This window comes from Cyanobacteria bacterium GSL.Bin1 (assembly GCA_009909085.1).
Classification (GTDB): domain Bacteria; phylum Cyanobacteriota; class Cyanobacteriia; order Cyanobacteriales; family Rubidibacteraceae; genus Halothece.
On sequence record JAAANX010000091.1, the window covers coordinates 1 to 21884 of the forward strand.

A 21884-nucleotide genomic window follows, 5' to 3' on the forward strand; every position below is an offset into this window, starting at 1 on the left:
ATCGTTTGATGGCTCTCAAGCCTCATAAATCCCTAGATTTTCACAGAGGTCTCAAGGCTGTATCTACCCTCCAGTCTGCCTTATAGCTTTGTTGTCATCCCTTAAGATTTGTAGCAAATTTTTCCATATTTCATATTACCAACGATGACGGCTTTGATGCCGAAGGGATTGAAGTTCTTCTCACAGCTCTTACCGAAGCAGGTCATCAAGTGACCTTAGTCGCACCGCAAGAACAACAAAGCGGTCAAGGAACGCGCCTCGATGTGGATAAATTCCTGCAACCCCTGACCATTCAAGAGTTGGGTCCCAATCAATTTTCAGTAGATGCCAGACCGAGAACGGTAACTTGGACCGGGTTAGATGCCCTTTTAGAAGAAACTCCCCCCGATTTAATCCTGTCAGGCATTAACGAAGGGGAAAATATTGGCTCCGGCGGTGCCGTTTCTTCGGGAACAGTTAGCGCAGCAGTTACAGGGTTATTGCGAAGTGTTCCCGCGATCGCGCTCAGTGCTGGAATTGATATTGAAGATGAATCCGGTTCCAGCACCAGCATTGCTTACGAAGTGGGTGCGGATTTAATTGTAGAAACCATTGCCCAACTCCAAGCGACTCAAGGGGAAGACCCCGCTATCCTCCCCACTGGTCTTGGCTTAAGCATCAATATTCCCGTGCGCTTTCCAGAAGGCGTGGCGGAAGTTAAGGGCATTGCCTTTACCAATGTCGATGAGATTGAACCCTTCATTATCGATGTGGGAGAATTGCCTCCTGAGTTTGGCGGTGGAACCGGTTTGCGCTTTTCCCCTAACCAATTGCCCCCTGATGCAACCGTTGACGCAACTTCTGAAGGCGGTCAATTCCTCTCTGGATTTACCACCGTCACTCCCATTGACGGGGATTGGAATGCCCCTGCCGAAAAGGCGGAAGCGATTGTAGAACGGTTGCAAGCCTTACCGGAGCTTGTAGGAGACAGTGAGTTAATTTTTGGCAGTTTAACTGTAGATGTCTTAGATGCGGAAATTCCCTCATCAATTGCTCCGGAGTTCGATGGAACCAATGATCTGATTTTTACTGGCGCTAATGCTGATTTAGTTGACCTCAGCGTTACCGGGAGTGCTAACCGCATATACCTCGGTGCTAGTGACGATGAAATCTTAGTTGGACAGGGTGATCGCGTTTTTGCCGGGGAGGGCAATGATATCCTTGATGCCTCCCTTAGCAACGGCAATAGTCGGATTTATGGTGGCGACGGAGATGATACCCTATTTGCAGGTAACGATAACCGTTTAATTGGCGGGGCTGGCAATGACCGCTTCTTTATGGTTGCAGGAGGCAATAACACTCTGAGTGGGGGATTAGGGGCAGATCAGTTCTGGATTGCCAACGCCGGGTTTCCTGTCAGTGGCAGTATCATCACCGACTTCAACTTAAGCGAAGATGTGATTGGAATTGCAGGCATCGATTCTGTTACCAGCTTTGCCGATGAAGACTTAAGTCTTGTTGCCAGCAGTTCAGATACCATAATCAGCATTGCTGGCAATGAATTGGCGCGTCTAATCGGAATTGATTCAAGTGACTTGACGGAACCCCAGTTTGTGATTGAAGTATCTTAAATCTATATTGAAACATCTCATTCTGATTGCAATTGCTCTGCTTCTCACGGCCTGCGGGGAAAATCCGATGACCTCGTCCGATACCACCTTGCAGCATCCCCATAGCGATATCCATTTTGAAGCCCTTCAGAGCTGGCAACGCCACCCAACTCCCGTCTTAAGAGATCCATGGCTCAGTTATGAGGTTGCTGCCGACCCCCATGTCTTCCGCGACGCAGAAGGTATGCTGCGGATGGTTTACACCGGTCCGAACCCAGCCAATGACTACGCTACGATTAAGCTTGCCACAGCAAAGAGCTACACCGAGTGGACTGCCGGTTCTGTTCTTCTTGAGGGGAGTAATTCCGAGGGTCTTGACCTCAATAAGGAAACCTCCTTTTACCGACTCGCCAATTCCGGTAAACACCAGATTTATTACATTGGCTATGAGGATAACGAGGTGTATCAGTCACAAATCTTCCTTGCAGAAGCTGATACGCTCACGGGACCCTATAGGCTTCCCACTGCCCCCATCATTGCCACCGGAATGCAAGGCGGTCATGAAGTCGTGACTATGACATCCCCCTCCATCGTCGAAGATGAAGGGAGACTCTACATGGTGTACTGTGCCTGGAAGGCTTTCCCCGAACCAACCATAGTCTGGGTTCATGGTGCCATCTCTGATGATGAGGGTCAGAGTTGGGATGTTGTTGGGGAAGTGCCAGTTCCTTCCTGTATGGAAGGCTCACTTACGGCTGGTCCTGATGGTCGTTTCTACGCTGTTGCTCAGGGGAAGGGTGGGTTCGTGATCGGTCGCAGCGAGACTCCATTTGGTCCTTACGAAATGCTTCCGGAGCCAGTTATGACTTGTGCTGGCGCACCTTGGGAGGTGGACGAGATGAACACGCCCCAACTCTTGTTTGAAGTCAACACCGCTTATCTTTATTACACTGGTGCAGATTATGCAAAAGGCTGGTGGACGATGTTGGCAACGACAGATTGGTTCCGCTAATGCGGCTTGGGATCATTGTTAAGTTAAAATCATCTCTATTGTTTCTTCTCATCCCAACCGTCAGCAGGTAAAGAGCAAGGATGATTTTTCATATCACCAAACGCATCGAATGGGAAGAAGCGGTACGTGCTGGAGAGTATCGGGCTGCGTCTCTCAGCGACCAAGGCTTTATCCATTGCTCAACACCAGAGCAGGTGGTTCGAGTTGCGAATGTTTTGTTTGCAGGTCAGTGTGGGCTTGTTCTCCTCTGCATTGATGTCGAGAAACTTGAGGCAAAGGTTGAGTACGAAAATTGTGAGGGAGGAATCGATCTCTTTCCTCACGTTTACGGTAGTATCAACATGGAGGCGGTGGTTGATGTGGTCGATTTCAATCCTGATCAAGATGGTCGCTTTCAGCTTCCCAGTGAGATTGAAAAAAAACTAAGCTAAAAGGTAAAAAAATGGTAGAAGTGCGCGATCGATTGTCAATTAAGCAAAAGTTACTGGCAGACATTGAACAACTTAGAAACGAACAACCGACTTTGATCAATGCCCCGATTACGGATTTAGAGATTCAGCCCCAATCCGTTTCCGCGATCGCAGCAATCACAAAAGAATTAGAAACTTTAAATCCTTTCCCACAACCTCTGTTGTCTGCTAAAAATTTACTCAATGGGGCTTGGTTATTACAGTATTCAACCGCCAGAGAAATTCGCTCTCTCAAACGCTTGCCTTTGGGATTCCAAGTGGGTCAAATCTATCAAACCATCGACGTGAACGAGGCAACTTTTGAAAATCGAGCTTGGGTGCAACATCGTTTGGGTGGGCTATCAGGTTATGTGAGAGTAACCGCCACATTTGAACCGGCTAAAGACGCAGAAGAGCAACTTTCCGACCAACGAATCAATGTTGATTTTCAACAACGTTTTCTGGGAATTCAGCGAATTTTAGGGATACAGACCAATTGGCTTGATCCGATGAGAGTGGTAGAAGCTAAAAATCCTGTTGGTCGAATTCCCAGCCTCAAGATTACTTATATTGATGAAACGATGAGAATTGGTCGGGGTGGCGATGAGAGTTTATTTATTCTCACCCGAGAGTAAAGGAACTCTTGAAAGCATTTTCTGTCGGTTCTTGATCTCATTTCAATCCGTTACAATACTTGAAAACAATTGAGACTTGAATGTGTTACCGGTTGAGATTCCTTTAAATATCAGATTGTTGTATTTCCTGTTCTTCCTACACTGTCTTATGGGTAGTATTGGCACTCTCGTTGCCGCCAACAAGGGTTACAACCGTCTCATTTGGTTACTTCTAGGCTTGTTAGGAGGAACCTTGACCTTAGTTATGACTCTAACTCTTGATAAGAAGCCAAAAAACTGAACCAGAACCCCACCTCAATTAACTCCAATGTTTGGTCTGGTTTGTCTTTTAAAAATGTGCGCCATTGGCGCACACTTGGAGTTGATGAATAATCTTTTGACCACGCTTGGGAGAGTCAACTCTCGCGTTTGCGCGATCAGTCTAAATTGTTGCTTTTGAGCCAATTCTTTCAGTCCTCACTTTGATTGGTTAAGTGATCGAGTTTGTCCAATATTTTCAGTCCCTGTTCGGGATTACCTCTGGCTGCCATTGCTTGAAAGCGGGTGTGAGCATCAAATTCAGTGAGCGCGATCGTGGAAAGTTCTTCCATCAGTTTATTAACACTAATTCCTCGACTTTTTGCTAAGGCTTTGAGACGTTCATGCTTGTCATCCGAGATGCGAATGGTGAGAGTTGCCATGTTAACTTACCTCCTGATTATCTCTTCTGGCTTGAGAATGGATAAATTGGGAAAAAGCACTTCAGTTCTTTGAAAATCCCTAATATTGTTACTAACAATCGCGATCGCGTTACCAGCCACCGCAAGCTCAATTAAATGATTGTCGGCTTCATCGCTTAGATTTGGTCGCCACAAATAGTAAATATTGATCCACTGACAAACACTGAGGAAGGCTTCTAGCAAGGCTTTGATCTCAGACTCGGAAAGCGGACAGTTGGCTTGAATTTCTTCTCGTTCAATCACCGATTCATACTCCAAGAATAGAGCATTGCCCATTAGTGGCTGATATGCCTCTTGTAAAGAGCGTCGGATCACTTCTCGGCTTGGTCCCGTTGGTCCGAGCAAAGCACTGACAAAAATGCTGGTATCAACTACAAGCCTTTCCTTCATGGGTTAATGGTAGCATATATGCTATCAACAAAAACAGCTAGAATGACATTTCCGCGATTCTCCGCTCACGAGACGCTACGCGGAGCGCGATCGCGCCTCGACCAACTATTTCAAGTCTTAATCAATTCAAACTGTTTTTTCCAACTTAAATTAATTGATCCAGTCGAATACTCGAATTACACTCAGAGTGAGTGCATTTTAAAAAGACCTTACCTGTCTTGCTATTGTGTACACCACGTAACGCTGACCCACACTCTTGACAAGTAGATCCCATAAACTGAGCAAAGCGAGTTGCATCTTGAGGTTTCATTTTCCGACCTTGTTCAGGATGTCGAGGGCAACTGAGACTGAAAGTTCTGTATCGATTCGGTTGTGGCCATAGAGGAGCAGAACACAGTTCACATGAACCAAAAGGAGCTTTCTTTTCAGTAAGACTTTGAGCAACGCTACTCCCCAAATCAGAAGGAACAAGTTCATAAAAGCTATAAAGAAGTTTGACCGCTTCTGTTAAAGCAACTCTGAAAATTGGAGCATTTGTTTGAGGACTGGTGTAAATCCAGAGAATGTGTTGATCAATACCTGTAGTGCACTGAAATTATAATCACTCCGACCCGAAAATATCGGCGTTTTGAGACCACATTATGGCTCTTGCTCACTTTTGGTGATGAATCAAGATGGGATGGTGAAGTTGAACTCGGAATTCGGAAAGAATCAGATGACGCGCATGTCAATGAGGATGGTTGAAGCCCAAATTTCTCTTGCATCAAGCTTGTTGAGCGAACCTTGGCCGACCTTCCTTGGGGAGAATATCGGGTAAACTGGCAGCTACAGGTCCGAAAGTTTTTCTGTACTAACCCGGCGTGTCAGCGGCAGATCTTTACCGAAAGGCTAGCCGATGTCGTCGCCCCTTGGGCGAGAAAAACCTCTCGGTTAGCCCAACGACAAACCTTGATCGCACTGGCCTTAGGAGGAGTCGCTGGAGCTCGATTAAGTCAAGCACTGGGTTACACCACCAGTCGCTCCACCTTGCTACGATTATTGATGAAGATGCCCTGGCCGCCGGCGAAAAACCCGACCGTAGTTGGAGTTGATGATTGGGCCGATCGAAAAGGTCACAATTACGGCACTATCCTGGTTGATTTAGAAACTCATCAACCCATAGCTTTACTACCTGATCGAGAAGCAGAGACCTTAACTAAATGGTTAAAGGCACACCCAGGAGTAAAAGTGATTTCCCGAGACCGGGCCCAAGCCTATGCAAAAGGAGCCCGCTTGGGGGCACCTCAAGCCATTCAAGTGGCTGACCGTTTTCATCTGCTCAAAAACTTAGCGGAAGCTCTCGAACAAGTCTTCAATGAGCATAGGCAAGAACTAAAAGCTGTGGAAAAATCTCTAAGCTCTTCACCAGTGATCTGTGGGCCTGGCTCAAAAGCGGTGAGGGTGCCTCTACCCCCCTCACCCCCCGAGGCGGTTACTTTAGCACAACAACGTCGTCGCCGAAAGCTGGCTATCTATAAGCAAGTCAAAAAATTGAGACAGCAAGGAAACTCACCAAAGGCGATTGCTGCTAAGTTAGGGATTGGCAAAACGACAGTGTTTCGAGATTTAGGGTCTTCTCAATTTCCTGAAAGAAAAGGACGTAGTGACCGTGGACGTAGTCTGGTAGAACCTGATCAAGACTACCTACTCAAACGTTGGAATCGCGGCTGTCATGAAGGAAAGCACTTATTTCAGGAGTTGCAAGCTCAAGGTTTTCGCGGTAGCTATGCGACTGTGGCCCGCTATACTAAACGTCTGCGACAAGCTCTGGGAATTCAACCGCGAGAGAAATCTCCAAGTTGTCAACTCAAGATTATTGTAGACAATCAAAAACTGCCCCTGACGGTTCATCGTGCCACTGGGTTGGTTCTGCGACGGGAGGAAAATCGAGATGATGAAGATGAACGGCTGATTCAACAACTCATCGCTCAGCATCCGGCTTTGGCAAAAGCGATTGAACTCAGCCAAGATTTGGCCGGGCTGATCCGAAAGCGCATCCCCGAACAATTTGATGAATGGCTAAGAAGGGCTCGATCGAGTCAAATCTCTTCCTTAGTTGCTTTTGCACAAGGACTGTTACAGGACTATGATGCCGTCAAAGCTGGGATGACTCTTGAATGGAGTAATGGTCCCGTAGAAGGACAGATTAACCGTTTGAAGATGTTGAAACGTCAGATGTCTGGTCGCGCTAGTCTGGAATTATTGAGTCGAAGATTTTTAGGGGCTGTATAACTTGGCAAGGTTAAATTAACTTCCATCATCTGAGGCGATCGCGCCAATTTTTAGTCTTAAAACCCATGCCGGACAAGGCTTTCGAGCGAGATTGCCCCCCATGACCCTCTCATTAGTAAGTGATCAACTTCCAGTGTTCTCTGGTCTTGTTTCCGAATTCCGAATTCAACTTCACCATCCCATCTTGATTCATCACCAAAAGTGAGCAAGAGCGATTAAAATTGCAAACTGCTTCAATCCGCGATGGGGGCGTAGCCTTCAGCCGTGTAACCCAAACTATTACAAAACAGATTAACCCGATCCTGTTTCTGCTGGAAGTTTATATCCTCCTGAGCTTGTGTGGTTGGCTGAGTGTTTATAACATACTTGGCGCGATCGCGATTGAGGTAATTGGATTAAGCTTAACCTTCCGCCCCAGATCAAACCAAACTTAGAGTTGCTGTTGAACGAGACGAGCGCAGTTTTGGAAAGCAAGCACTTCCGTTTCATTCAGTTGAGTTTTAAGACGGCGATGGATTCCCTGCCGACCGACGACGCAAGGAACACTCAGACAGCAATGGTAGACATCACAGTAACCCTCAATTAAAACACTCACGGGTAGAGTGTACCGTAGGTCTTCGACAATGCTGCGAACAATTAGTTCGACTGCCATGGATACGGAGTAATTGGTGTAGCCTTTAGCTTGGAAAATTCTCCAAGCTGAGCGCTTCGCCTCTTCCACCATCTGCTGGCGCGAAGGAGTGGCATCAACGAATTCTCCCCCACATGTAGCCGCACTGAGTGCTGCAAATTGGCTGTCTCCGTGTTCACCCAAAATATAGGCATTGATGTCAGTCGGATGAATGCCCAGTTGGGTGGCTAAAATATTGCGGAATCGTGCCGAGTCGATCAAAGTTCCAGTGCCAATTACTCTTTGCCAGTTGACCAACTCAGAAGATTGGCTAGCAATTTGCAAAATCTGGTAGGTCAAAGCATCTACCGGGTTACTAACATTAATGAAGATGGCTCTGGGACTACCTTGAACGAGAGGAGGAATCAGGTTCAGCATGATCTCAGTGTTACTCAAAAGGAGTTCACCACGGCTTTTCATCTGTTTGGGCATCGGGGCACTGGCTGCAATGATAATAATATCTGAGCCGGCCGTATCTTCTAAATCTCCATCCTGAACTAGAAGTCGGTGTGGGGCAAAAGCGACAGCCTGCTGAATGTCGGTCGCCTCAGCATAAGCAATTTCACGAGTCCGATTGTAGAGGATTAGTTCTGAGGCTAAGCCTTCTTTGGCCAGGACAAAGCTAACAGTTGAACCCACTTTTCCAATCCCAATTACCGAAATTTTCATCAGCTGCTCTGGCCATCACATCAAGAGCAAGTGTTCCTCAGAGTCTTTTCTAGGTTACTGATACACCACTCAATTCAGCTCTTTCACTGCGATAATTTTAGCTTACTTGTTTGAATTTCTAAATTAAGCTAATTGGGGAAATTGCACTCGCCCTAACGAGACTTAGACAAAAAAATAACAAGAAAACAGCCTCAAACTCAGTCCTGGCAATCAATTTACACCAAAACCCTAAAAATCGCTGAAACCCAGCTAGATCCAGAAAACTACTCAATCGAAGTTAAACAACCACTGTGTAAAGGTTTGAGGCTGTTTTTGACTCACAATTGTTTAAGTCTCACTAATTAAGCTGGGCGATAGCCGAGCGGGACTGCTTAGCGATTCAGCTTGTAGAAGGTTGCGTAATTCATTCAAGCAAGACAGTGAGGAACGAACCACCGCACTAATCACACGGAACTCCTTGCCAACGCTAGTTAACTTTGATTGAACTAACGACTGAGGATAATTTTCAAATAATCTCTCAGTCTTAAAATTGATTGCTTATTGGTTTCAAGAATTTTGAGTCGTGCTTCATCCTTTGAGAGATACTGAATTGCAAGGATTCCCACTTCTCCAATGAGGATTTCATAGCTACAGCATACGCCAATTTTGATTAAATGTTCTCTGCATTTTTGCTTGAGCGGAGAACTAATCTTATCGGTCTTCACTTCCCCAGTATAAATGTCAGCGAAAATGGTTTTGTCTTTTGCTGATTCTAACAGTTCAATTTCATCTGCTAGCTTTTTTTTTGGAATGTCTTGAATTTGTTTTAAGATTGATTCCACTCCAATATTGGTGATTTCATTGGAAGCTGAGAAGGCTTCAAAGTTAGAAAAGTCTTGGTCATGGAATTGTCCTAAAATTACTCGGTCTGAGGCAGATAAAGCCCGAATTTGAGTTAAGATGCTGTCAATTTTTTTGTTTAAAAGTTTAGAGTATTGCTTTTGTTGGTGTGATAACAGCTTGGCATAGTGAAATAGCTTTTCTCTTGATCGCGCGATCGCGACAAAGACTGCTAAGAATAAAATCAATATATCAACAATGGTGCTGATAAATTGTGTTTCATTAAAAAAGTCTGGAACTAACTCACGATCAGGCTTTTCCTCAGTTTTTTCTTTGCGATCTGCCATTGTTAACTGGGGAGATAGCCCCCGCTTTGATTTACTTAGAGAAGAGTTGAGCTTCTTTCTCTCGTCGGTTGACTAATCCCTTCAAGGGATATACAGCTCGGATTCAATTAAAATCTTGTCATTCTCTGGCAAGTTCGATGCTTGCTGAGTGGAAGATTTAAGATAGGTATCTTGTTTAATGTCTAAGTGCATTTTTTTTTGACTCCTTTTGTGGTGTTACTGTCTTGTTGATTGGGTGTTGGGGGTTGAGTGTCTTCCCCTTTCACTTGCTTCGTAAATTTAGGACTAGGCGAGAATCTAGGTTGTCCACTTGCGGTTTTATAGAAATACCCAATTCCAAGTTTGATTTTTTCATCGTTCTCCTGTAGCCTTTCCGAGAGCAATGATTCTAAGGTGTCAATGGCTAGCTTCGTTTCCGTTTGCGGGAGATTAGATTGGTTGGATAGTTCCTTGATGAGGTCAGTTTTTTTCATGTTTTAGTTCGAGTTCTTCAACAATTCCTTTCAGTTGTGCAATCGCAGAGTTAACCTCTGCCAAGCGTGATTTTTCCATCTTCAAAGGCTTCTACAGTTTCCACAATAAAGAAAGCAATTTTTCCAGCATAAGAAGAAGTTGCTTTATCAAGACGGCGGTTAACAAAGGGAATGAAATTAATAGCAAGTCCTGAAATCAGTCCCATAACTAAATCAGAGTCAATAAAATTTAGCATATCCTGATCAGTTTGTATTACGCTTTCTATGCTATCCAATGAAAGTTTTAATTGAGTGAATAACTATTCACAACATTCGTATTTAATCTCGTTAGACTATCTTTAGTAAATTATCCAAAGAGGATACAGTTTTATGGCAATTGATAAAGCTCTTTTTAATAGTTACACAGATGCACCTGACCTCCCTGCAACTTTGGCAGATGGGGATAGCGTGGATGAATACATCATCAGTTTGATTCGTCATGCTGCGACAGTTGACTTTAGTGAAAATGATGTTAACTTGTCAGATCGTCCTTATCGCTGGGGGATTTCTGAAGACTCTAAATTTGATGGTACTGTGGAAATTCCTGTTACGATTGGCAGCTTAACTGTGGTCTAATTTTATGCAGTTAGTACAAGGAGAAAGGTGTTCTTTCTCCTTTTTTTTATCAATTTTTCCAGATCATTACGCTTCATGCTTGTTTCTGAATTTAAGACTGGCAACGTCCCACCCCTTCCTGCATCCTTAGCAGATACCGATGACATCAACCAATACATCATTAATCTTGTCGCTCATGCTTACTATACCGGCATTGAGATTGATAACCGAGACCATAACGGGAAACGTCGCCAAAGACGACTCTATAGCTTCGAGGTGTTGGAGTTTCCCAACATGAATTCTCCATCAATTCCAAGGGAGAAATCCGCGCCTCGCTTACTGTTCCTGTTTCAATCAACTTATAACCATGACCCGTGAATTATCTGTAACCGACTGGCAACAATATCGTTCTGATAACTCAAATACCCCACCACCGAGAGTACGTCCTTGGGAAAGGGTAAAGATTCCGCCGTTACCGTTGGGCTTAGATGAAACAGATCCCTATGCGGTCACTCATTACATCATTCGCTTAATGCAAGCCGTGGTCAAAGCAGGAGTGAAAGGAACATTTTGGGAAATCCGTCATCGCAGACAAGCGGAAGTCTATTGTGGATTGCGTGGGGTGAAACTCCCCGATGGCTATCAAATCAAAGGATTAGATGAAACTGAAATCCGACTCATGGCCAGTGATGAGGATTTTGAGCCGTTGTATAAGGAGAGTTTGTTGGGGAATGATGACCCGGCATAAGGCTCTCTTGGAATTTATTGGATCAGGGGCAAGTTGTTGGTTTTGCGCTTTCAAGCATTTTTTGTTCATAGAGCGCGTTTGCGAAGCATAGGCGGAGCCTAATCGCGCTTTCGAGATCAAGAACATCCATGATGGAAACTTATCGAGTACGCTGGGTGATTGATGGCAATACAGTTCAAGCTCAAACCTTAGCAAATAGTATTACCAGGATACGCTTGGCAGGAGTGATTGCCCCACAATTAACTGAGCCGTTGGGAGAAACCAGTAAGAAAGTTTTAGAACGATTTTTGCCCAGAGGCATTTATATTCAGGTTGTCGGGATTGGGCGCGATGTTGAAAATGCGCGATTGGCTGAGATTTACGTTGGGGATGACTTCATTAATGAGAAACTGGTGAGATTGGGACTGGCTTTGATTAACCCCAGACAAATCAATCAGGTGAGTCAGAAAGCAGTCATTCTCGAAGCAGAGACATTTGCCAGAAACAATTGCATGGGGATGCACGCGAGTAAGGACTATTCCCACTTATCGGATCACTATTATATTTGTGGCAAATCGGTCAGCATCACCAATCAAATTCCTCAAGTATGCCGTCAGAGGGGTTTAAAGACGGCTTATCAACTGGCGATGCGCTGTGGGATTAAACGCACCACTGCTTATCGGCTGTGGGATCATCCTGAAGCCTACCCGACTCGGAAGACAATGATGAAACTCTGTGATGGGTTGGGGGTAACACCTGGGGAAATTTTAAATCTCGTTTGATGACACAGGTATTATCGACTAAGGTTGATGCATCTATAGACAAATCAATTCTGCTAGTAGCAAGCTTTACCCTTAAAATCGAAAACAATAGGCTTGGTTAGGATAAGTTTATTTGTAGCAGGTTTGCAATGGCCAATTATCCAGTTACTCCCGACGGACGCTATTTTGTGGTCAAAGGACGGCTCTGGCGCTGCACTAACCCCAACTTAGACGAACCAACCCGCCAACAATATGTCAAAGAATTAATGAAAGCCCGTCGTCAGGTGAAAAAGGCTAAGCAGTCAGAGGATACAGCAGCACTAGAAAAAGCACGCTTCCAGGTGAATGAGGCTAAGGTGGCTTTGGGAGAGCGCGGACCAGTTTGGTGGAACGACCATGCTCCTGACTATAACCAATGCTTAGTTAAAAATACTCCCTATGTTGAGTGGTATGCTGCTTTAGATGAGGAGCATTCAACTGAAGTTTGATTTGAAAGGAGCGCGATTGAGCCATAGATTCAGGGATACTTCATATTGATCACGCCCAGCGATTCGGACTGACCAAATCGAGCAGATTCATTATAAAAAATTGTGAAGATTTTAGCGATCAAAGCCCTTAGTCACATTGATTCAATAGGTTTCATCATTGCACTATGAAAGTATATATTTTGGCTCAACTCCCAATCTAACCAAAGCGAAAAGCCTTGGGGGTCATGCCCGTCAACTGTCGGAACTGTTTACTCAAATGGCTATGACTATTAAATCCACATTCCAAGGCAATATCCGCGATTAATCGATTCGTTTGCTTAAGTAATTGCTTGGCTCTTTCCACCCGTTGTTTCAATAGATATTGGTAAGGCGATAAGCCCATTGCCTGTTTGAATAAATGACTGAAATGAAATTGGCTCATGCCCAGCAATTGAGCAAGGTGAGCCAGCTTAATCTCTTGGTCTAAATTTGCCTCAATGTAGTCCAAGATTGTCATGAGTTGCCGTTGGGATAAACCTCCCTCATAAATCGGTAACTGGGGTTGGGTTATAGCAAATTGTCGGAGCAAATTCACTGCCAAAATATTGGCTAAGGAATCCACATATAGCTGATTGCCAGAGGGGTTTTGTTGAAATTCAGTCAGGATCAGCTTTGAGATCGCTTCCATCTGAGCATTCCGTTGCTGAAAGATGGGGATCAGTTGTACGCGATCGCTGGTGCCATTAAAGGTTTCTTCAGCAATTCGTTTCAGAAACTGATCCCCGACCTGGATTTGCAAACAGTTTTCATCCCCCTCCCACCGCACAAACAAAGGGGTGTTGGCTGGTGTGATTAACAGGTCTCCTTGGCGATACAGCCCCGTATGGGTTTTCCCGTCCTGAGTTTGCCAATAGTAAATCGGACGGGGAGACAGGGACATGAATAGCGTGTGTTGACCCTCGCAATGATAGACCCCTTCTCCAGTTGAATTCTGTAAATGTTCGACATGAAGATTTTCACAACCTTGAACAGAGGAGGACTGGCTGATTGGCTCTGATCGGGAAGTTGGTTCTGTCATCAGGCTGATTCAGTAACGCTATGGTGCTAGTTATGCAATCGCGCCCCCTAGAAATTTGATTCCGAAGAACGGATTACAAACTGATCGCAAGATTTTGATAGTTTCCCAATCATTATACAGCCTCGTCTGAATCCTGTTCCTAAACTGAGGGTGTCATTGCTGAGGAGCATACTTTCATGAAACTTGTGATTTTTGGAGCAACCGGAACCGTCGGTCGTCAGGTGGTTCAACAAGCCTTGGCGCAGGGACACACCGTCACTGCTTTTGCCCGCAATCCAGCCAAGCTCAATCTCCAACACTCCCAACTTAGCTTTATCCAAGGGGATGTTATGGATTCTCAAGCTGTGGAATTAGCGATATCTGGTCAAGATGCTGTGGTCTGTGTGCTGGGGTCTGGTAAACAATTAACCAGCACGATTCGTTCAGAGGGGACGCAGCAGATTATTCAGGCGATGGAGAAGGTGGGAGTGCGTCGGTTGATTTGCCAATCGACTCTAGGGGCTGGTGATAGCTGGGATAACCTGGACTTCTACTGGAAGTACATCATGTTTGGCTTTATCTTGCGGAAGGTGTTTGCTGATCACGAACGGCAAGAAGCCTTAGTGCGAAACAGTAACTTGGATTGGACGATCGTGCGTCCTGGGGCTTTTATCGATGGACCGCGTACTGGAAAGTACCGCCACAGTTTCCCAAGCACGGATAGAAGCATCACCCTTAAGATTTCTCGGGCTGACGTTGCCGACTTTATCTTAAAGCAACTATCCGATCACTCCTCCTTGTACCAGAGTCCAAGTTTATCTTACTAATCTTCTATTAGGAAAATTGATCCATGTCAACAGAAGCAATCTTTCCAATTGTCTTGATCATGGCAACCTTCCTGTGTTCCCTAGTAGCAGGCTTCCTGTTTGCTTTTGCCTCAGTGGTGATGCCAGGGCTTAAACGGTTAAATGACCGGGAGTTTATCCGAACGTTTCAAGTGATAGATGGTGTGATCCAAAATAATCAACCGATATTTGTAGCGGTCTGGGTGGGGTCAATCGTGGCTTTGCTGGCTTCAGTTGGGCTGGGCTTGGGACAACTCAATGGCGCTCAGCGTCTGGTTATGATCTTGGCTTTGCTCATTTATGTGCTTGGCGTTCAGTTATCCACCTTCACAATCAACGTACCGCTGAACAACAAACTACAAACTCTCAATGTCGATGAGATGAAGGAAACAGCTCTAAAAGCGGCTCGTATGGACTTTGAAGCACGTTGGAACCAATGGAACTTAATCAGGACGCTCCTTGCGAGTCTGACATCTGCCCTGTTAATGATTCTATTATTCAGGATTTAAAGGCAAGAGCGATAATGTTTCTGCAATCTCGCTTTATCTGGACAACGAAAGAGGACTAACAGTTCCGGTCAGTGGTTGCCTGTTTGTTTGCATCTAACCCAAGCCACTCCGGTCAATCCGCTGCACTCGAATTGTTAGCCTGTTTTGTACTTTGTGCAGCTTGTTGAAGAGGCAAGATTCGTTTAACACGGATCTCTGTTACAGGAGAGGTATGGGTTACTGATATTAGAATTAAGCTAACGCTTTCGTCATTCTGTTATCTTAGATGATGTAATGTAGATAACAGTTTCTTCTCATGTCTGACTTAATCACACCAGTAGAGAAGTTTCCCGCAACTGTGCTGGAATTGGACAATGGTCTAACCGTGATTCATCAACAACTAAGCGCTACACCCGTTGTGGTGACTGATGTTTGGGTCAATGCTGGGGCAAGACGCGAACCCTGGTGGGGAACGGCTCATTTTTTAGAACATTTGATCTTTAAAGGTACAAAGCGGATTCCCCCAGGCTGGTTTGATTATGTGATTGAAAATTGTGGTGGGATTGCTAATGCCGAAACGAGTTACGATTATGCCCATTTTTTCTTGACTACCGCTGGCAGTTATTGGCATCAAACCTTGCCCTATTTGGCAGAGTTATTGTTACAGGCAGAAATTCCCGAGGAAGAGTTTCTCTGTGAACGCGGGGTCGTCTTGGAAGAAATTCGGGAAACCGAAGATGACCCCGATTGCTTTGCCTTCCAAGCCTTGTGTGAAAGTTTATATAACCAACATCCCTACGGACGTTCGATTTTAGGGACAGAAGAGGCATTATTAGCGCGATCGCCGAATCAAATGCGCTGTTTTCACCGGACGTATTACCAACCGCATAATATGACAGTGGTTGTGGTTGGCGATGTTGATCAAGAGACGGCTTTAGCCGGAATTGAATCGGCATTTCATCCCTTTAGTGTCCCTTCAGAGTGTCCGCCTTTTGAAATTGCAGCGCAACCGCAGTTAACGACGCCTCAGCGACGGGAAATTCGGCTACCACGCTTGGAAATTGCCCGTTTAATTATGGGTTGGCGTTGTGTTGGGATTGAGTGCTGGCAAGATGCTGTGGGTTTAGATTTACTGTCTGTTTTACTGGCACAAGGCAGTGCATCGCGTTTAGTTCGGGAATTAAGAGAAGAGAAACAGTTGGTGCATGAAATTGGCAGTGGTTTTTCTCTGCAACAAGATTCGAGTTTGTTTACGATTAATGCTTGGTTAGCCCCACAAAATTTGGAAATTGTAGAAGCAATGTTGCGCGATCGCGTTTTAGAAGTACAAACAAAACCCATCACCGACAAAGAACTCAACCGCGCTAAACGCTTACTCTGTAATGACTACACTTTCTCTACTGAAACCCCCGGGCAACTGGCTGGCTTATACGGCTATTACAGCACTCTCGCGCAGGTCGAACTCTCGCTGACCTATCCTGAGCGAGTCAAACAGCTACAACCGAAAGAATTGCAGCAGTTGGCAAAAACTTACTTATCTCCCGAGCGATATGCACTGACGGTGATGAAACCGTTTTAGTAGTGTAGGGAATGAGAGGGAGGAGTTTCCAGATGATGATGCGTTTCCCCTTCTTCAGTTTCAGTTTCAATTTCACTGGGGAGTTGTAGTTGACCCTTTTCTGCTAAGTCGGTAAACTGACCAATCCGGCGGAATTTCTGATAGCGTTGTTCCCGTCGCTGCTGGGGAGACAGTTGCATCAGTTCATCCAAATTGGTAATTAAGGCTTCTTTGAGTAAGTTCGCGGCACCAATGGGATCGGCATGGGCGCCTCGAACCGGTTCCGATAAAATTTGATCCAAAATTCCCAGTTCTTTCAAATCCCAAGAGGTAATTTTGAGGGCTTCACACGCTTGTTCGGACTTACCAGAGTCTTTCCAAAGAATGGCTGCACAAGCTTCAGGAGTTGCTACCGTGTAAACCGCGTGTTCGAGCATCAGAATGCGATCACCGATACCAATTCCAAGTGCTCCACCGGAGCCGCCTTCCCCAATTACAGTACACAAAATTGGGACATCCAGGCTAAACATTTCTCGTAAATTATACGCGATCGCTTCCCCTTGTCCTTTTTTCTCCGCTTCGACGCCTGCCCAAGCCCCAGGCGTATCAATGAAGGTACAAATCGGCATCCGAAAGCGGTTGGCGTGTTCCATCAGGCGCATCGCCTTGCGATAGCCACTCGGAGATGCCATACCAAAATTACGCGCCACATTATCTTTGGTGTCGCGCCCTTTTTGATGCCCCAACATCATCACCGGGCGACCGTTAAGACGAGCAATGCCACCGACTAAAGCGGGATCATCATTCCCGGCGCGATCGCCGTGTAATTCAAACCACTCATCACTCATTGCCTGAATATAGTCAAGAGTACTAGGGCGACGAGGATGACGCGCTAATTGTAATCGTTGAGCCGGAGTCAAAGTGCTAAAAATCTCCTTGCGCAGTTGCACTGCTTTTTCTTCGAGATGTTTAATTTGATCAGAAACATCCACTTGATTATTTTCGGCTAGTTCACGAATTTGTTCAATCCGGGATTCTAATTCCGATAGGGGTTTTTCAAATTCAAGGAGGAATGTTTTTCGGTTTGATTTTGACATAAAAGAGTTGCTAATGGTCGAGCAGGAAATGACTAATTTTCAAAGACAGAAAGAATTTCTATTGGGATTGGGCACTCATTGCTTCCGTCAGCAAGAGGGGTCGAAAGCCATGTTTTTGGGAAACTTCACCAATCTGCTCCATTTTTGCCACACTAATTTGGTTCCGTCCCCAAGAGAAATTAGTGTACCATTTTTCAAACTCCAGTAACATTGCCTCAGCAAAACAAGCAAATAACTGGCGATTGGGTTCATCCATTTCAACAATTTGCATAATGTTCCATTGGATATCCAAGGAATGTTCGACCATTCCCCCTTTAAGAACAAACACATCTGGATGTTGAACCCGACTATCAAAGTTTTTCGGATAACCGCCATCAATAATTAGAGAAGGTTTTTTAAGCGTCTCAGGACCAATTTCGACGCCTTTAGGCAAGCTAGCTACCCAAACCACAATATCTGCTTCGGCTAGTGCCTCTTCCATTGGGAGGATCTTACCTCGTCCTAATTCCAGTTGCAGTGCATTGAGGCGTTCTTGGTTACGCGCTACCAACAGTAAATCTTGAACCGATGTTTTTTCGTTAAGCCAGCGACAGACCCCACTACCAATATCACCGGTTGCGCCACATACCGCAACTGTGCTTTGCGATAAATTAAAACCCAACTGCTGCGCAACAATTTCAACTTGACGACAAATGACATAGGCAGTGTGAGTATTGCCGGTTGTAAATCGAGTAAAATCAAGTTCGACATTACGAACTTGACGGTTGTTTTGAAGATTGAAATTTTCAAAAATGATTGAAGAGAAACCGCCAAGTGCTGTGATATCAATATTGGCTTTCTGTGCCTGCGCCATTGCGTTTAAGACTTTACGCATAGCCGCCTTAATCCGACGCTGGGTCAGCATTTCTGGCAGAAAACAAGATTCAATATACTTTCCTTGAATCGTTTGCCCGGTTAAACTAGTAACTTGAATATCATCAACAATTTGGGGAGGAGCTGCACACCAAAAGTCTAAGCCTTGTTCATGATATTCAGGATAGCCAAGTTGCTCAGCAACTTTTTGGGCGTGTTCGAGATTGTTCAAGTGACCGATCAAACCAAACATGAATTTTCGCTGTCAACCTGCGAATCAGGTCGTTGTAGGTAAATAAAGTGATGAGGCAAGTTAAAAAACTTGCTCTTTTCAATCTTAAGACCTTTACCTCGTTTAGAAAAGATCTCAGTGGGCTGAGTGAGAAAAAAATCCCCGCCATATCCGGGCGAGGACACTCGACTCAACTAAAATCCAGTTAAAATTTAATAATGGAACTTAGCCTTCTCGGAGTCCATAAGCAGACATCCGCATGATTTCACGGGTATTAAACCCAATGTTGTTTAACGCTTCACCATAAGCAATCATAAAGTCTTCGACTAAAGCGTCTTTTTCCATCCCCAAGACATTAGCATCTGCGGTTACTTGGTTGAGCATTTTCCAGACAAGGGGAAGATTTTGACGGTTGGCTTCTTGTAATTCTTCTTTTGCGCTTTCAAAATTAGCTTTTAACCACTCTTCTCCATAATTCAAGTGAGTGTACTCATCTTTAACCACACCTTCGGTAATTTTCCGGGCAAAGGGGTCTGCAACGGGAATATAAATGTTATAGGCCGAAATGGCAAAGCACTCAATAATTAAAGATTGAATGAGTAAGCAGGTAACGATTTTCCCTTCTGCCAGGGCATCTTGGAAGTTTTGATGTAAGGGTGCGAAAAATTCTTGGGCAAACTCCATATCAGGAGTGACATTTAAGTTGTTGCCACAGGCTTGAAACCCTTTTTTGTGTCGTCCTTCCATTTTGGAAAGACGAGTCAGTTCCTCCTTGCTATCGGGTAACAATTGAATTAAGTGTAAGTAATTCTCTTTCGCTTCTTGTTCCCCTTCGATTACGATCGCGTTAATTCGGCTATAAGCATCTTTATAAGTTTCGCTGTTGTAATCTAAAGTTGGGGTAACTGCAACATCTTGCATAAGTATATGGTCTCCTATGGCTTCCTTATCACCAATAATATATACAGCTTAGGCATTTTCGCCAAAATCTGATTGTGAATCGCCTTGAATCTTTCTATAGAAACGATTACCTTCTTCTTATCTTAACGTTTAGTTATTGGTCATTCATCATTCATCATTTGTTCTGGTTTTGAGTCTATAACCTTGACTCCTTTATTGCCCATCACTTGAACTGTTGATTCCTTATGAAAAACGCTTTGCGCTTCCTCTTGCTAATCTTCGGCAGCATCATCATCTTATCCCCTCTCGCGATTATCTTTCTCACTTCTTTATCACCGACTGGCACTGCCGCAACACTGGATTTTAATCTTTCTTCCTTAACTCTCGAAAATTATGGAGAAGCATGGCAACGCGGAGGTTTTCTCCTTGCCTTTGGGAATTCTACTCTTGTCGCTTTAAGTGTCACTGCCCTCCAATTACTTACGGCTTCTCTCGCTGGCTATGCCCTAGCGCGATTACAATTTCGCGGTCGTCGGACACTCTTATTAGTAATTTTAGCCACCCTTGTTATCCCATTTCAGTTACTCGTGATTCCCATTTTTTTAGTGCTGAAATGGGGCAGTTTAATTAACACTTACGGCGCGCTCATTTTACCCACCGCAGTAAATGGGTTTAGTATTTTTTTAATGCGGCAATATTTCACGACGATTCCAGTCGAGTTAGAAGAAGCAGCCGCCCTAGATGGAGCGAATCGTTGGCAAATTCTCATCGAGATTATGCTCCCGCTTGCCCGTCCTGCACTAGTTACAGTATTTCTGTTTACCTTTATTGGAGAGTGGAATGATTTATTTAAACCGTTGGTCTTTACCACTCGTCCGAAATTAACCACTGTTCAATTAGCACTAGCCCAATTTCAAGAACAGTTTACCAGTAATTGGTCTTTATTAATGGCTGCAGTGATTATTGCTACGGTACCTGTAGTCGTTTTATTTTTAATTGGACAACGGCAGTTTATTCAAGGAATTAGCAGTACCGGAATTAAACAGTAGAGTAATCCTTAACAAACTCTGCTCAGAAACTAGACTTGACAAATAGTTCTCAAAATGAGAACCTGGAAAAGTACAAGATAATCAAAGGTGCATGAAGCTAATTAAGCGATTAAATGTTATCAACGATGCAAAAAAGTTTCCAAAAGATATACAAATCGCTGTCAAGAGTTGGTGTGAGGTGGTTAAACAAGCAGAATGGCGCAGTCTTGATGAAATCAGAAAAACCTATAATCGTTCTGTGGATCGAGTTGGAAATTTTCTCATTTTTAATATTAAAAGTTATCGTTTAAGGCTCTCCTAGACTAGATATACTAATTTATACATTGATAGCAGCTCAATCCCTAGTCAATTCAGGGGGTGCAATGAAACAAAAATCAAATTTTTCTAAAATTTGATTTTTACAATTCCGTAAAGCTTGCCATGCAAGCTTTTTGGGCGTTATTTGCTATTATTTTTTCATAACCACCCTAGGAGAGCCTCGTTTAATTGTCGGGTTTGATTTTGAACAAGAAATTATATTTTATAAATATCTTTTGACGCATCAAGAATACGAGGAAGAAAAATGGAAAAATGACCCATATTTTTAAGTAAAATTGAAAATAGAAAGAGGAGGTTATACATTCCTCTTCCATGATCTACAAAAAAATTGAGAAACTATCATTAAAAATATGACAATCAGCGTTCCCAACGAAAAATACGGCTTTTTACTCAGTCAATATCAACCGCGTCCGATTCAATCTGAATCTGATTATGAAAATGCGGTTGCTGTCATTGAAGAACTAATGGAAAAAGGGCTTGATCCCGAAGAAACAACGCTTTTAAATTTATTGTGTGCTTTGGTTGAAGACTATGAAGAGACACAACTCGCCGGTGAAGACTTGACTTCACCTTTAGAAGTGTTACAGCATTTAATGGAATCCAATAGGCTAAAGCAAGCTGATTTAGTGGGAATTATTGGGTCTAAAGGAGTGGTTTCAGAAATTCTCAATGGAAAAAGAAGTATCAGTAAAGCGCAAGCGAAAGCATTAGGAGAACTGTTTCATGTTTCCCCTGCATTATTTATTTAGATGAGACTTAACTAGCTTAATGGAAAGTAAGGATTCAGGTGTGGCAAAACTGGGGAATGAGAGAAGGACAAGGCTCACCGGTGAGAGGACTTTGCAAAGCCTGTTGGAAAAAAGTAATCACCGAACGTCCCTGAAGGCGACAAGACT

The 21884-nt window shown here is 44.2% G+C and carries 28 protein-coding genes; 18 read left to right on the forward strand and 10 right to left on the reverse strand.

Translation table 11 applies throughout. The features are described 5' to 3' along the window. Positions 1-209 precede the first annotated feature (209 nt). From GVY04_11910 to GVY04_11925, 4 genes are all read left to right on the forward strand, one after another. A complete protein-coding gene (locus GVY04_11910; protein NBD16805.1) occupies positions 210-1610 on the forward strand; it encodes a hypothetical protein in 1401 nt (466 codons plus the stop codon). After that, positions 1597-2601: a family 43 glycosylhydrolase gene (locus GVY04_11915; GenBank protein NBD16806.1), complete on the forward strand. Its 1005-nt coding sequence runs from the start codon at positions 1597-1599 to the stop codon at positions 2599-2601. Before GVY04_11910 ends, GVY04_11915 begins: the two co-directional genes overlap by 14 nt. A gap of 80 nt (positions 2602-2681) precedes the next feature. Next, on the forward strand, positions 2682-3032 hold the full coding sequence (locus GVY04_11920; GenBank protein ID NBD16807.1) for a DUF952 domain-containing protein: 351 nt from the start codon (positions 2682-2684) through the stop codon (positions 3030-3032). Between the two features lie 11 nt (positions 3033-3043). Continuing rightward, on the forward strand, positions 3044-3685 hold the full coding sequence (locus tag GVY04_11925; protein NBD16808.1) for a fimbrial protein: 642 nt from the start codon (positions 3044-3046) through the stop codon (positions 3683-3685). Between the two features lie 449 nt (positions 3686-4134). Here the strand turns inward: GVY04_11925 and GVY04_11930 are convergent, their stop codons facing one another. Continuing rightward, positions 4135-4365, reverse strand: a complete 231-nt coding sequence (locus GVY04_11930; protein ID NBD16809.1) for a toxin-antitoxin system HicB family antitoxin — start codon at positions 4363-4365, stop codon at positions 4135-4137. 6 nt (positions 4366-4371) lie between these two features. Further along, on the reverse strand, positions 4372-4794 hold the full coding sequence (locus tag GVY04_11935; protein NBD16810.1) for a putative toxin-antitoxin system toxin component, PIN family: 423 nt from the start codon (positions 4792-4794) through the stop codon (positions 4372-4374). 783 nt (positions 4795-5577) lie between these two features. Between GVY04_11935 and GVY04_11940 the strand changes: the two genes are divergently transcribed. Together GVY04_11940 and GVY04_11945 are read left to right on the forward strand one after the other, a co-directional pair. Continuing rightward, entirely contained in the window at positions 5578-7065 is a 1488-nt protein-coding gene (locus tag GVY04_11940; protein NBD16811.1) for an ISL3 family transposase, read from the forward strand. Positions 7066-7286: 221 nt separating this feature from the next. Continuing rightward, complete coding sequence (locus GVY04_11945; protein NBD16812.1) at positions 7287-7499, forward strand: hypothetical protein; 213 nt, start codon at positions 7287-7289, stop codon at positions 7497-7499. Here GVY04_11945 and GVY04_11950 read toward each other — a convergent pair. The 4 genes from GVY04_11950 to GVY04_11965 all read right to left on the reverse strand — a co-directional run bounded on the left by GVY04_11950 (position 7496) and on the right by GVY04_11965 (position 10318). Beyond that, entirely contained in the window at positions 7496-8404 is a 909-nt protein-coding gene (locus GVY04_11950; GenBank protein ID NBD16813.1) for a lactate dehydrogenase, read from the reverse strand. The genes GVY04_11945 and GVY04_11950 overlap by 4 nt on opposite strands. Positions 8405-8889: 485 nt before the next feature. Next, a complete protein-coding gene (locus GVY04_11955; GenBank protein NBD16814.1) occupies positions 8890-9570 on the reverse strand; it encodes a hypothetical protein in 681 nt (226 codons plus the stop codon). Positions 9571-9752: 182 nt separating this feature from the next. After that, a complete protein-coding gene (locus tag GVY04_11960) occupies positions 9753-10043 on the reverse strand; it encodes a hypothetical protein (GenBank protein ID NBD16815.1) in 291 nt (96 codons plus the stop codon). A gap of 50 nt (positions 10044-10093) precedes the next feature. After that, positions 10094-10318 carry a hypothetical protein gene (locus GVY04_11965; GenBank protein ID NBD16816.1) on the reverse strand — a complete coding sequence of 75 codons (225 nt, stop codon included), beginning with the start codon at positions 10316-10318 and terminating at the stop codon, positions 10094-10096. A 94-nt stretch (positions 10319-10412) separates the two neighbouring features. On the opposite strand from GVY04_11965, the gene GVY04_11970 reads away from it, so the two are divergent. The 5 genes from GVY04_11970 to GVY04_11990 all read left to right on the forward strand — a co-directional run bounded on the left by GVY04_11970 (position 10413) and on the right by GVY04_11990 (position 12613). Then, complete coding sequence (locus GVY04_11970; protein NBD16817.1) at positions 10413-10658, forward strand: hypothetical protein; 246 nt, start codon at positions 10413-10415, stop codon at positions 10656-10658. Between the two features lie 75 nt (positions 10659-10733). Next, positions 10734-11015 (forward strand): hypothetical protein, encoded by a 282-nt coding sequence (locus GVY04_11975; protein ID NBD16818.1) that lies wholly within the window; start codon positions 10734-10736, stop codon positions 11013-11015. Then, entirely contained in the window at positions 11005-11385 is a 381-nt protein-coding gene (locus tag GVY04_11980; protein NBD16819.1) for a hypothetical protein, read from the forward strand. Before GVY04_11975 ends, GVY04_11980 begins: the two co-directional genes overlap by 11 nt. Before the next feature lie 128 nt (positions 11386-11513). Further along, a complete protein-coding gene (locus GVY04_11985; protein NBD16820.1) occupies positions 11514-12146 on the forward strand; it encodes a helix-turn-helix domain-containing protein in 633 nt (210 codons plus the stop codon). Positions 12147-12274: 128 nt separating this feature from the next. Beyond that, on the forward strand, positions 12275-12613 hold the full coding sequence (locus tag GVY04_11990; GenBank protein NBD16821.1) for a hypothetical protein: 339 nt from the start codon (positions 12275-12277) through the stop codon (positions 12611-12613). 196 nt (positions 12614-12809) lie between these two features. Here the strand turns inward: GVY04_11990 and GVY04_11995 are convergent, their stop codons facing one another. Next, complete coding sequence (locus tag GVY04_11995) at positions 12810-13670, reverse strand: helix-turn-helix domain-containing protein (GenBank protein NBD16822.1); 861 nt, start codon at positions 13668-13670, stop codon at positions 12810-12812. 176 nt (positions 13671-13846) lie between these two features. On the opposite strand from GVY04_11995, the gene GVY04_12000 reads away from it, so the two are divergent. The 3 genes from GVY04_12000 to GVY04_12010 all read left to right on the forward strand — a co-directional run bounded on the left by GVY04_12000 (position 13847) and on the right by GVY04_12010 (position 16561). Next, the gene (locus GVY04_12000) at positions 13847-14476 is read left to right on the forward strand and encodes an NAD(P)H-binding protein (protein NBD16823.1); all 630 of its coding nucleotides are present in this window, start codon (positions 13847-13849) and stop codon (positions 14474-14476) included. Positions 14477-14499: 23 nt separating this feature from the next. Continuing rightward, positions 14500-15003: a DUF1772 domain-containing protein gene (locus GVY04_12005; GenBank protein ID NBD16824.1), complete on the forward strand. Its 504-nt coding sequence runs from the start codon at positions 14500-14502 to the stop codon at positions 15001-15003. Between the two features lie 295 nt (positions 15004-15298). Then, the gene (locus GVY04_12010; protein NBD16825.1) at positions 15299-16561 is read left to right on the forward strand and encodes an insulinase family protein; all 1263 of its coding nucleotides are present in this window, start codon (positions 15299-15301) and stop codon (positions 16559-16561) included. Here GVY04_12010 and accA read toward each other — a convergent pair. The 3 genes from accA to GVY04_12025 form a co-directional block, all read right to left on the reverse strand. After that, positions 16558-17637 (reverse strand): acetyl-CoA carboxylase carboxyl transferase subunit alpha, encoded by a 1080-nt coding sequence (accA, locus tag GVY04_12015; GenBank protein NBD16826.1) that lies wholly within the window; start codon positions 17635-17637, stop codon positions 16558-16560. The two genes, GVY04_12010 and accA, sit on opposite strands and share 4 nt — an antisense overlap. Before the next feature lie 58 nt (positions 17638-17695). Then, positions 17696-18742, reverse strand: a complete 1047-nt coding sequence (locus tag GVY04_12020) for a long-chain acyl-[acyl-carrier-protein] reductase (GenBank protein ID NBD16827.1) — start codon at positions 18740-18742, stop codon at positions 17696-17698. A 204-nt stretch (positions 18743-18946) separates the two neighbouring features. Next, complete coding sequence (locus GVY04_12025; GenBank protein NBD16828.1) at positions 18947-19642, reverse strand: aldehyde oxygenase (deformylating); 696 nt, start codon at positions 19640-19642, stop codon at positions 18947-18949. A gap of 224 nt (positions 19643-19866) precedes the next feature. Between GVY04_12025 and GVY04_12030 the strand changes: the two genes are divergently transcribed. The 4 genes from GVY04_12030 (at position 19867) to GVY04_12045 (ending at position 21737) form a co-directional block, all read left to right on the forward strand. Then, positions 19867-20670, forward strand: coding sequence for an ABC transporter permease subunit (locus GVY04_12030; GenBank protein NBD16829.1), 804 nt, complete (start codon positions 19867-19869; stop codon positions 20668-20670). 91 nt (positions 20671-20761) lie between these two features. Then, the gene (locus tag GVY04_12035; GenBank protein ID NBD16830.1) at positions 20762-20971 is read left to right on the forward strand and encodes a type II toxin-antitoxin system HigB family toxin; all 210 of its coding nucleotides are present in this window, start codon (positions 20762-20764) and stop codon (positions 20969-20971) included. Between the two features lie 130 nt (positions 20972-21101). Then, on the forward strand, positions 21102-21257 hold the full coding sequence (locus GVY04_12040; protein NBD16831.1) for a hypothetical protein: 156 nt from the start codon (positions 21102-21104) through the stop codon (positions 21255-21257). An 81-nt stretch (positions 21258-21338) separates the two neighbouring features. Further along, positions 21339-21737, forward strand: coding sequence for a transcriptional regulator (locus GVY04_12045; GenBank protein ID NBD16832.1), 399 nt, complete (start codon positions 21339-21341; stop codon positions 21735-21737). Positions 21738-21884 lie beyond the last annotated feature (147 nt).